This window comes from Streptomyces sp. NPDC060184 (genome assembly GCF_042728795.1).
In the GTDB taxonomy this organism is placed as follows: Bacteria; Actinomycetota; Actinomycetes; order Streptomycetales; family Streptomycetaceae; genus Streptomyces.
In genome coordinates, this window is the sequence record NZ_JBHWYX010000016.1 from 150,477 (window position 1) to 162,273 (window position 11,797).

The 11,797-nt window shown below is 71.8% G+C and carries 7 protein-coding genes; all 7 read right to left on the minus strand.

Annotation, left to right across the window (positions count from 1 at the left end):
- Positions 1–77: 77 nt before the first annotated feature.
- On the minus strand, positions 78–2,825 hold the full coding sequence (locus ACFWEE_RS13605) for a LuxR C-terminal-related transcriptional regulator (protein WP_386888820.1): 2,748 nt from the start codon (positions 2,823–2,825) through the stop codon (positions 78–80).
- Positions 2,818–3,249, minus strand: a complete 432-nt coding sequence (locus ACFWEE_RS13610; RefSeq protein ID WP_386888821.1) for a hypothetical protein — start codon at positions 3,247–3,249, stop codon at positions 2,818–2,820. The genes ACFWEE_RS13605 and ACFWEE_RS13610 overlap by 8 nt, the downstream gene beginning before the upstream one ends.
- 218 nt (positions 3,250–3,467) lie before the next feature.
- On the minus strand, positions 3,468–5,150 hold the full coding sequence (locus tag ACFWEE_RS13615; protein WP_386888822.1) for a cytochrome c biogenesis protein CcdA: 1,683 nt from the start codon (positions 5,148–5,150) through the stop codon (positions 3,468–3,470).
- A 374-nt stretch (positions 5,151–5,524) separates the two neighbouring features.
- Positions 5,525–7,777 carry an NB-ARC domain-containing protein gene (locus tag ACFWEE_RS13620; protein WP_386888824.1) on the minus strand — a complete coding sequence of 751 codons (2,253 nt, stop codon included), beginning with the start codon at positions 7,775–7,777 and terminating at the stop codon, positions 5,525–5,527.
- A gap of 202 nt (positions 7,778–7,979) precedes the next feature.
- On the minus strand, positions 7,980–10,208 hold the full coding sequence (locus tag ACFWEE_RS13625) for an ATP-binding protein (protein ID WP_386888825.1): 2,229 nt from the start codon (positions 10,206–10,208) through the stop codon (positions 7,980–7,982).
- A 139-nt stretch (positions 10,209–10,347) separates the two neighbouring features.
- Entirely contained in the window at positions 10,348–10,722 is a 375-nt protein-coding gene (locus ACFWEE_RS13630) for a hypothetical protein (RefSeq protein ID WP_386888826.1), read from the minus strand.
- A gap of 850 nt (positions 10,723–11,572) precedes the next feature.
- On the minus strand, positions 11,573–11,797 hold a 225-nt coding region (locus tag ACFWEE_RS13635), incomplete at its 5' end, for an aldehyde dehydrogenase family protein (RefSeq protein WP_386888828.1).

Here is an 11,797-nt window from a genome sequence, read left to right on the forward strand (position 1 = left end):
GGCGACGGACCGGGGAGCGGCTGCCCGTCAGGCGGGACGGCCGGCAGCGGCGCTCAGGTCCGCCGCCCGGGCCGGGGTCACTCCTTGCCGATCCGCCCGGCGAGTTGCCCGCGAGAGGTCACGTCCAGCTTCGGGAAGATTTTGTACAGGTGTACGGCCACGGTCCGGGAGGAGAGCCGCAGTTGCTCTCCGATGGCCCGGTTCGACAGGCCGCGGGCGGCCAGCCGGGCGATGGTGAGTTCTCGCGGTGTCAGTACGCCCGACGCACCGTCCTCGGCCGGCTCGGTCTCCGGCCGCCCGGCCGCGGCCAGTTCCGCGGCGGTCAGTTCGGTACGGGACGTGCAGCCGAGTTCGCGGAAGACCGCCTCGGCCCTGGCGAGCGGTTCGCGCGAGTCGACGACGCGCCGACAGCGTCTGAGCCAGGCACCGTAGCCGAACAGGGACATCGCGTGGAGCAGCGGCCACTGCCCGGCCTCGTCGTCCAGAGCCCTTCTCCAGCACGCCTCCGCCTCCGCGTCGGGGGCCAGGGCCGCGCGGGAATAGGCCAGAACCCGACGGAGCAGCGGCGCCCGGCCGCCACGGGTCTGTCGCTCGACGTGCGCCACGACGGCCGCGGCGTCGGCCGACTGCCGCGCCGGGAGCGCGGCCTCGACCAGGAAGGCGAGCCCCCAGAACTGCTCGAAGGCATAGGGCGTGGTGTGTTCGGTGAACAGCCCGCGCAACTGGGCGTATCCCTCGGCGTACCGACCGGTGTCGGAGGAGGCCAGGGCGCGCGTGAGGGACGCCAGGCCCAACTGTCCGCTCTGGCCGAGTCGCAGGGATGCTTCCTCCACCTCTGCGGCACGTGCCAGCGCCGTGTCGTGCCGGCCCTGCAGCGCGTCGATGACGCCGTGGACGCCTGCGGCACGCGCCGCCCAGTCCGCCTGGCCCGTCCGCTCCGCGATCGCCTTGCCTTCCACGGCGAGGCCGCGGGCGACCTGCCACCGGGTGCTCAGCCAGATCTCCCCCAGCGCCCGGGCCACGAGTATCCGGGGCAGACGCGCGTGCCGTCCGTCGGCCCGGGCGGCCACCTCGGCCTCCGCCAGCAGGGGCGCCGCACCGACGAGGTCTCCGGTGAGATGCGCGACCTGACCGAGCAGCATCCGGTCCTCACCGGACAGCGCCGACGTGTCGGGCAGGGGTTCGCGGCTGGTGGACAGCGGATCGGTCAGCGCCATGACGGCGAGGTCGCGTGGGTCCCACGGCCGGGGCCGCAGTTCCCGCACGGCCCGCACCACCCTCTCGCGTTCGGCCGACCCCGCCCGTTGCCACCAGCACCGGCCGGCCGCCGCGTGCAGCAGTTTCTGCGCGAGAGCCGGGTGGTCGGCGGCGGCGTCGCGCGCCGCCGCGCAGAGTTCGGCGATACGTTCCCGGCCGCCCGTGGAGTTCCCCGACAGCAGGTCGTGCAGCCAGAGCAACTGGGAACGGCCCAGCGGCCCGAGGTCCGCGGCGGCGATGCCCCGGGCCTGCTGGAGGGCCTGCTCCGGCAGGCCGTGGTGGCAGGCCAGTTCGGCGGCGCGCAGCGAGCGGTTCGCGCGACGCCCGGGTTCCGAGGTGACCCGGGCCGCGCGGTCGAGCGCCGCGAGCGCCGACAGCACCGCCGTGCCCGGCTGGGGACCGTCCGCCAGCCTCTCCAGGTTCTCGGCCAGTTCCTCGTCGCCGCCGACCGCGCACTGCGCCGCGTGCCAGGCGGCGTGCGGCGGACTCGCGATGCTCCGGCCGAGTGCCGCGTGGGCGCTCATACGTCGCGCGGTCGACTCCAGGTGCAGCACCGCCGGCCTGACCAGCGGCCGGGGAAAGCGCAGGTGGTCCTCGCTCTCGACGATCAGTGACCGTGCTGCCGCCTCCGCCAGGCCGGCCCGGGCCGCCGTGTCGCTGCCCAGCAGACGCGCGCCGGCGCGCAACACGTCCGGTGTGCCGGACGAGCAGCTCAGCGCCGCGACGAGCAGTACGTCGCGCGCGGCCGACGACAACCCCTCCAGATCACGGGCGTACGCCTCGGCCAGCCGGGGTGTCGCCGGCAGCATGCCGAAACCCGCCGTGTCACCGAGCGCGCGGCCGTCGACGGCCAGTTCGGTGATGGCGAGAGGGTTTCCCCCGGCGACAGCGAGCACCAGCTCCTCTTCGGCGTACGTCTTCGCCCGGCCGGAACGCCGGACGAGGTCGCGGGACTCCGCCGTGCCCAGCGGTCCGAGGGCGACGGCGAGTTCGTCCGGGGCGAGGGGGGCGGCAGAAGCCACACGCTCGGCCATGGCCAGACTGGTCCGGGTCGCGCCGACCAGCCCGGCCAGGAGGCGCAGGGTGTCCTGGCTGGCGGTGTCGAGCCGGTCGAGGTCGTCCACGCACAGGAGGACAGGGCCCGGCACGGTGGCCAGCAACGTCAGCGCGGCTCCGGCCAGCCGGTCCGGCGCGGGGGCCTCGCCACTCCCGCCGAACGCCGCGCGGAGGAGGGAACGTGCGTCGGCCGGCACTTGGCCGAGGCGGGGCAGGCGGGGGTGGAGGAGACGGTGCAGCGCCGCGTACCGCAGCTCCCGTTCGGCCGGCGCCGGGGAGGCGGTCAGTACGGAGTACCCCTGCCGTGCCGCCGCGGTCGACGCGAACCGGAGGAGGGCGCTCTTGCCCGTGCCGGCGTCGCCGCTCACCCGCAGCACACGGCCGCCGCCGGACGTGCCGGACAACAACTCCGTCACCAGGTGCCGCTCGGCCGCTCGGACCGCCAGGAACCCGTCGTCCGCGGGGAAGTGAGGTGTCCGCAGGCCGTGAGGTGTTCCGTGCCGCTCAGCCATGCGCACGGTCGGCCGTCGACGAGCCGCCGGAAACGGCTTGTGCGTACAGGCCGCGGATGCTGATCCCGGCGCCCCGCTCGAGCCGCTGGAAGACCCAGTCGATCGGGTGGTATTCCCTCTCGCCGGGCAACCGCACGGAGAGAGGGAACGCGGGAGAGGCCCCGGCGGCCACGTGCCAGGTTCCTCCGGCGTGGCGGGCGAGTATCTCGCCCACGTAGCAGCCGAAGCTCACCAGGGACTCGGCCATTTCCTCACCGGTGACGCCGTCGGTCCGGAAGCCGTCGACGATGTCCTCGACCACGTCGATGCTGCCGGGGCTGTAGTCCAGTTCGACCTCGCTGATGTCCGCGGCGGCCTCGACGATGGCAGCCGCCAGCCGGGGCGCGCTGTGGGGCTCCGGCGGATGGTTGAGGTGGAGCTGCATGTTTGTCCTCGGACTGTCGTCGTCAAGTGTGTCGAGGCTAGCCGTTGACCTCGGGCTATGTGAGTCCTGGGCCGTAAAAACTCGGTTGCCGGGACCACGCGACGGACAAACACCTATTTCTACTGTGCGGTCAGGTGGCTCATGGCTCCTCGGACCAGGAGCCGGCAGGAGGGGAAGTTCGCGGGCGGTGCCACGGTCCGGCCGGAACCGGCCCGGCCTCACCCGAAGGTGAACGAGTAGGCGCTGAGCCCGGGGGAGAGCTCGAGGGTCAGCATGTCCTGCCCGGACCCGGTGCCGCCCGCCACCCGGTAGAGGTTGGGCGCGCCGGAGACGGTTCGGGTGGTGGTCTTCCCGTTCAGGGTCGTGGTGACGGTGCCGGTCCCGCCCACGTCCAGATAGACGTCGTGGGCGGAGAAGCGCAGCTCGATCGAGGAATTCCGCTTGCTGGTCAGCGATTCGGAGCCCACCTCCCACTCGCCGTTGAGAGCGTACTGACCGGACTCCAGCCTTCCCCGGTGGACGAAGGCGCCGGTGCCCTTGTTGAGCGGCCCGTTCGCGACGGCGAGGCTCCGTCCCGCTCCCAGCCCGATCTCCGGGGTCTGGCCGGGATCGGTGGGGGTCTTGTCCGGCACGTCCACGGGTGCCGGCAGGGAGGAGCCCGGACGCGCCGCGGCCAGCAGCTCCCGTATCGCCTTCTCCTCGTCGGCGTAGCCGCCCTCACCGACGGAGACGTGCCGTACCCGCCCGTCGGCGTCGATGAGGTACTCCGCGGGCCAGGCGAGGTTGTGGAAGTTGTTCCAGGTCGTGAACTTGTTGTCCAGAGCGATCGGATAGGTGATGCCGAGCCGTTCGGCGCCCGACTTGACGTTCCGGGGCACGTGTTCGAAGGCGTACTCGGGGCTGTGTACCCCGATCACCTCCAGTCCATGGGCCTTGTACCGCCCGTACCAGGCGTTGACGTGCGGGATGGCGCGGTGGCAGTTGATGCAGGAGTAGGCCCAGAAGTCGACCAGGACCACCTTGCCTTTCAGCGCGTCCGTGGTCACCGGCGCGCCCTGCGGTGTGTTCAGCCACTTCCCCGTACCGGAGATCTCAGGTGCGTCGCCACAGTCGCGCAGTTCGGAGGACGGCTGCTCCACACACTCCTGCAGGGCCCGGTTCCCGTCGGAGCCGGTCGCCGGGATCCCGCCGGCGATCGCCTGGTCGATACGGGCGGTGTAGTCGGGGACCGCGCGTTGCAGGGCGTCGGTGACGTCGAAGGTCAGCCCCAGCGCCAGGACGACGAAGACCAGCCCGGCGGCGATCCTGACACCCCGCTGCCGGGTCCGGAAGGCGCGTACCCGTTCGCCGACACGTCGGCCCGCGAGCGCGAAGAAGAGCAGGGGAACGGCCGTACCGACCGCGAACGCGACGGCCAGCAGCACGGTCCGTACCCCGATTCGCTGGGTGGCACCCGCGACGGTGATCGCCGCGAGCACCGGGCCGGCGCACGGCACGTACACCGCGCCGAGCGCGAGGCCGAGGAGGAATCCACTGCGAGTGCCGGCCACCTGCCGTTGCCCGACCCGTGCGAACGGACGCTCCAGCAGGTCCTGCACCTTCGGGAACATCATGGCGATGCCGATCAGCAGCAGGACGCCGAGGCCCGCCCAGCGGACGATGTCCTCCGGCAGCGGCAGAGCGCCGAGCACCAGGGTTCCGAAGAGGGTGATCAGAGTGAAGCTGAGGACCAGCCCGGCCATGACCGCGTAGGGCCGGCCCCGGTGTGCCGGTCCTGCGGCGTCCTGCCCCGTCGCGGGCAGCCCTCCGGACAGGAACACCAGGGGCAGGACGGGCAGGATGCACGGAGAGATGGCAGTGACGAACCCGCCCGCCAGTCCGATGAGTATCAGCGTGAGCAACACGACCTCCAGAGGCGACGCCACCGTCCTTCGACGGGCCGGTGGGCGTCGGTGGGCGGAGGACCGCGCCTTCGCGACCTCACGAACTGACGGGTGGCCACACCACGGCTGCACCGCGTCGATGAGGACGACTCTGAGGCATATGGGCGTCACCTGTCAAGCAGGTGACTAATTGGTGGATCGGCGCTCCCTCCACGGTCGAGGGCGACCGCCACCAGCGGAACTCGTCGGCCTGCGGGGCCTTCCCGGCCGCCCGCCGAGCCTGCGGACCTCATGGGCGAGCGGCGCCGGGCCGTCCGGGAACGAGGCGTTCTCGCCGGGCACGGCGCCGCGTCCGGACGAGCCGGTACGCCGCGCTCCCGGGCCCCGGCCCGTTACCGCCCGCCGGGCAGGGAGGCCAGGAGCGTCTGAGCGATCGCCAGGTCGTGGCTCTTGGCCGTCTCGCCGAAGGAAAGGATGCGGCGCAAGCAGGCACGGGCCTCCTCCGTCTCTCCGAGCTCGACCAACACCTCCGCGAGGTCCAGGAGGATGCTGCTCTCGGCGTAGGGGATGCCGACGCGCTGCACGTGGAGCAGGCCGCTCCGGAAGTGCTCGGCGGCCTCGTGCCACCGTCCCAGGGCGGCGTAGTCGCGACCGAGCCCGCAGATCGTCCTGGCGCGGACGTGAGCGGCGATGTCCTGGCGCAGCGGGGAGTCGGGCGCGTCCAGGAGGGCGATGAGAGGTGCGTGCAGGGCCATGCTTTCCTCGACGCGGCCCATGTCGCGCAGGGCGGCTCGATAGGACTGCATGGCGACCAGCCAGTTCTTGTGGTCGCCGGCGCCTTCCGACAGCTCCACGGCGGCGCGCGACTTGTCCATGAAAGCCTGGAACTCGCCGAGCTGCTTGTGAGGTGACGTCGCCATGAGCAGCGCCCAGGCCTGCTGCGAGGCGTCCCCGGCTCTACGGGCACACTCCAGTGCCTGGTCGGCGCGGTCGATGGCCTCCCGATACCTCCCCTCGTACCCCAGTGTCCAGGCATAGTTGCTGAGATGGGAGGCCTGCCTGCCGGGGTCCCCGAGTGCGGTGGCGGCCTCGCTGGACAGACGGTAGACCTCACTCCAGAGACGCCAGCCGTCCCAGCCGCCGCCGAGAACCTCCAGAGCCTCGGCGGTCTCCGCGACGCGGACGTGCTCGCCGCGCGAAGCCGCCCCCCGCAGGGCGGCGAACCAGGCGGCACTTTCGCTCACGAGCCAGTTCCGGGCCTGCTCGGCGCTCTCCGACAGACCCAGCCCCTGACCGGCGGACGACGGCGTCCGCTGCCCGTCCCTGAACCGGAGACCAGCCGTCGTGGCGGTGTCCAGCAACCAGTCCCGCAACCGCTCCTCGGCCGCGTCCCGTTCCGCGGCCCCTTCCTCCCGCAGCCGGGCGCGGGCGAACAGCCGGAGCAGATCATGCAGTTGATAGCGGCCCGTGAAGGTGGCCTGGAGCAGTCCCGCCTCCACGAGTTCCGCCATCACGTCCTCGGCGTCGAACACCGCGGTACGGCTCAGTGCGGCGCCGTAAGCGGCGGTCATGTCCGGACTCGGGACCACGCTCAGCAGCCGCAGCATCCTGGCCGCCTGAACGGTCAGCTGCCGGTACGACAGTTCGAACGCCGCCTCCACCCGCACGTCCCCGGCGGTCAGCGCTCCCAGCCTGCGCTCCTCGTCGGCCAGCCGATGCGCCAGATGGCCGACGCTCCACCCGGAACGCACCGTGAGCCAGTTCCCCGCTACCCGCAAGGCCAGCGGAAGGCGCCCGCACAGTTCCGCCACCTCGGCCACGGCCCCGGCTTCCGCATCGGCACGCTGCGCCCCCAGGATCCGGCGCAGCAAGTCCACCGCTTCGGTCTGCGCCAGCCCCGACAACGCGAGTCTGTCCACGTCCTCCAGGCCCGACAGCGGTCGCCGGCTTGTCACCAGTACGAGACTGCGCCCGCCGGCAGGCAGAAGCGGCCGGACCTGCCCCTCGTCGCGGGCGTTGTCCAACACCACCAGACACCGGCGGTCACCCAGCAGCGACCGCAGCAGACCGGCCCGGCCCGACGCGTCCAACTGCGCCAACTGGTACTCGGTCACCCCGAGGGACTTCAGGAGCCTCAGCAGGGCCTCGCCCGAATCCACCGGGCTCTCCACACCGTGCAGATCCACCATGAAGCAGCCGTCGGGAAACGCGTCCGCCAGGTCCGCCGCCGCCTTCAGCGCCAGCGTCGTCTTCCCGCACCCCGGAGGACCGGACACCACGTACACCGGCACCCCCGCACCGGCGACCGCCCGCCCCGCGGCGTCCTTCAACCGGGACATCTCCGCCTCACGTCCCGAGAAATCCCCCACCGATCTCGGCAGCGCCGTCCCCGCAGCGGCGACCGACTGCTCCGGACGTACCGACACGGCCGCGGCGAGCAGCGCCTCGCGGTCCGCGTCCGCCAGCCCCAGTCCCTCCGCCAGCGCCGCCACCGTACGTCGTCGCGGTACCCGGCTGCGCAGACGCTCCATATCGCTGATCGCTCGAACACTCACCCCCGACGCCTCGGCCAGCCCTTCGATCGTCAGCAGACGCTTCTGCCGAAAACCGCGCAGGACAAGCCCGAACGGCATCTCTTCGGACACAGTCGCCTCCCCTCCCGTCCCACCCCGGCCCCGGTTCCCGGCGGCGCCGCCGCCCCAACCGGTCAATGATCATCGGCATGGCGTGCGCGGTTGCGCCACCGAGGCCCCGCGCGCCGATCCGTCCGACTGCCTCGTGCGTCGACCGGTGCGACCGGATCCGGTCATCCGCGTCCCGCCCGCCACTCACCAGGCAACATGCCGGCTACGGCTGCGCCGTCGCCGCCTTGGAGCGCATCTCGTCGGCGCGCGCTCCACCGGTCGGGCCCAGCAGGCCGGCGGCCCGGTTCCAGAGCGCTGTCGCCTGCCCGGCCTCCCCCTTCGCCAGGTGGGCGGAGGCGAGGTGGTCCAACACCTCCACCTGCCCGTAGGTGTCGAGAACCTGCTCGTAGAGGGCCAGTGCGCATCGGTAGTCGGCGATGGCGGTGTCGAGGTCGCCCAGGTGCTGCCGGGCGTAGCCGATACTGTCCCACGTGGCGGCCTCGTTCCGGTGGTTGCCCTTCTGCTGGAGGATGGGAAGCGCCTCCTGGCACATGGCGATGGCCTCCGGGTACTCGCCGAGGAGAGCGAGGTACCAGCCGACCGCGTTCAGCTCGCGTGCCACATGACTGGGCTGGTCGAGGGTGCGGTACAGCGCCAGCGCCCCGCGCGCGTGCCGCAGGGCGTCCGCGAGACGTCCCTGACGGCCGCGCACCCAGGCGACACAGCGTTCAGCGCTGGCCCGCTCGGCCACGGACAGCCGGGGAAACTGCCGGAGTGCCGACTCGACCGGTTCGTCGGCGTCGTGGGCTCGTCCTGTCTCGGTCAGCGCCCGTGCCAGCATCCCGCTGTTGCGTGCGATGGCGACCGGGTCGTCCAGGGTCACGGCGGCGGCCAGACAGATCCGCTGGACCGAGATTTCCTCGGCCCACAAGCCCATGATCGAAAAGTAGCCTTCCCAGTCCGCGGTGAGCCGGGTGCGCAGAGGCAGCAACGCGGCCTCGTCCAGGCCGACCACGGCACCCATGACGGCCGGTTCCTCCCGGCGGAACCAGTCCAGCGCCTCCGCGTGAGTGTCGATCGCGGTCAGGACCACTCCCGGCGCGGGGTCTTCCCCGAGTGTGGACGTGAGCCGTGTTTCGAGGGCACCGCTGGCCGCGTGTGCGTTGTGCCGGAGGTAGTCCAGGAACCGGGTCCAGGCGGCCATGCGGTCGTCGTGCTCCTGGCCGGCCAGTTCGGCGCCGTAGGCGCGGATCAGATCGTGCAGGACGTAGCGTCCCTCCGCGTCCCGGGAGAGCAGGCTGGCCGAGACCAGTTCCCGCAGATGCCTGCGTGCCTGGGCCAGTTCCACCCCCGACAGAGAGGCCGCGGCCTCGGCGGACACCGCCGACCCCGGATGGAGGGCCAGATGCCGGAAGAACCGGGCCGTCTGCGGGGCGAGCGCCCCGTAGGACCAGGAGAACACCGCGCGTACGTCGGCTCGCCGGTCGTGCACGGCGAGGGCGTCGAGCCGCGCACCACGCAGTTCTTCGGCAGCCGCGCGCAGGGAGAGTTCGGGGACCGCACCGATCTGTGCCCCGATGACGGCGACGGCCAGGGGCAGATATCCACAGAGCCGGACCAGTTCGGCGGCTGCTTCGGGTTCCGCCGCGCACCGTTGCTGTCCGACTCTGGCGGCCAGCGCCGTGACGGCCTCCGTCTGGGCCCATACGTCGAGGTTGATGAGGGACGCGCCGTCGACCGCGGCGAGACCGGAGAGCTGGTTGCGCGAGGTGACGAGGGTCAGGCAGCCCGCGGAGGCGGGCAGCAGAGGCCTGACCTGTTCGCCGTCCCGGGCATTGTCGAGCAGAACGATCATCCGCCGGGATGCCGCCCATTCCCGGAACAGCGCCGAACGGCCCTCGGCGTCGGCCGGTATGCCGTCGCGGGGTACCCCGAGAGCCGAGAGGAACCCGCCGAGTGCCTCGCCCGGGGTCAGAGGGCTGGCTGCTTCGTCGAAGCCGCGCAGGTTGACGTAGAGCTGCCCGTCGGGGAAGAGATCGGCGACCTCGTGCGCCCAGTGCACGGCCAGCGTGGTCTTGCCCACCCCGGCCATACCCCCCACCGCGGCGATGGCGACGCACGGACCGTGGTCGGCCACCTGCGACGTCACCGCGCGAACGGCCTTCAGCGCGTCCTCACGCCCCCGGAAGACGGCCAGGTCCGGCGGCAGTTGGCGTGGAACACCCGTACCGTGCCGCGCGGACGCGGCGACGAGGCGACGGCGTGTGTTCTCGTCGGGTTGAAGAGCGTCCAGCACCTCGGCGAGGGTGGCCTGCCGCGGCATGCTCCTGCCGCGCTCCATGTCGCTGATGGCTCGCGCGCTCACCCCGGAGATCGCGGCGAGGCCTTCCAGAGTCAACAGCGACTCCTGCCGTGCCGCGCGGAGCAGTCCACCGAACGTGCTCTCTTCCATCTCACCTCGCTGAGTCCGCGCGGACGCGCGCCCCGAACCGTCCGACGCCCCCGTACGGCGTACACGGCCGACTACCAGTCAAACCTTAAAGTAAGGAGCAAGGCCCTCCGAGTGCCAAGTGGCGGCCCGCGCCCCGCGACTACCGCGGCACGCTGGTGGGGATGAGGTGGGCGTACGGGGCCGGGGCGAGATCCACGACCAGGCGCTCGCCGATTTTGGACGTGGTGGTCTCGATCGTGAGGTAGCCCAGGGTGCGCAGCTCGGTGACGGCTGTGTGCAGGGCTCCGCGTCCCTCGGCGACGGGGCCGCGCTCGTCGCGGGTCAGGGAGAGCAGGTCGCTGATGGTGGGTTTCTGTCCGGGCAGGTAGCCGAGGGTGAGTTCGGCCAGGACGCCGCGGGCGCGCCAGGTCAGCCGCATGTCGCGCATCGCCAGTGCGAGGAGAGCCGGATCGTGACCGGCCGGGGTGGTCGGGACGGGCCAAGCCGTGGTGTCGTCGGAGAAGTCGGTGCTCACGGAGCTGATGTTTCCTTCGCCGATCACGGGTGGGCGGTTCTTCTCGCCGTTTTTGCTCGCCGTCTTCCAGGAGCGTCGCAGCCCTGGATGTGGCGGGCCGGGTCGAGCCCCTTCTCCGTCAGGTCGGCCGCCCAGACCACCTCCTGGACGCCTTCCACCTTCGCCAGGCTGGAGGAGGGACCGAGACGGAACCCGCCGTGCTGCGGCTTGCCCGACGCGGCGGAGGGCAGGAGGTCCCGCAGTTCCCTGTGGGTGCACGCCTCCTGTTCGTGCGTTCGTCGAAGCGGTACGTCGGTGAGGTTTGCAGTCGATGAGGTTTGCGGGAGCCTGACCGGCTGGTGGGTTGGGCTCGTAGGACCGGGAAGGAGCGGCCTTGTGTAGGGGACGGCGAAGTTTGGCTGGTTTTGGGTATCGCTGTCGTCGACCGCGCCATCATTTGCTGAGCGTCTCACGCGAAGGATGGGCTGTCCGTTGTGCTGATCTACGCTTTCCGTGATTGTCCACGGACAGTGGGACGTCCGGGTGAGCGGGGAGCAGGGCCCCATGCCCACCGGGCCCGTGGTCGATCTGGGACCGTCCCCGCGTGCGCGGGGACGGTCCCAGGGGTGGTTGGTGGTGTGGGAGCGCGGTTGGCGTTCAACTACGCGGTGGCGGCGAAGCGTCGGGCGCATGTGGAGTGGCGCGGTGGTGTGGCCGCCTTGGTGGGTGGTGTTCCGGAGGCGGAGGCGCGGAAGCAGGTGCGCGTCCCGGTCCCGGGGAAGCGCGGCAGCTTGTGGGCAACGGCCGGGTACGCCTTGTGACGCTCGGTGTGTTCCTGGCCCGGGCCGGGGCCTGGGTGGGCTGTGGGGTCTCAGACGGTGATGGACTTGTACTCGGTGTAGGTGCCGAGGCCGACCGCGCCGAACTCACGGCCGATACCGCTGTTCTTGTGGCCGCCGAACGGACCGTCGTAGCCGGTCGGGACGCCGTTGATGCTGATGGTGCCGGTGCGGATGCGGCGGGCGACGGCGAGGGCGTGGGCCTCGTCGGAGGACCAGACGCCGCCGGAGAGGCCGTACTCGGAGTCGTTGGCGAT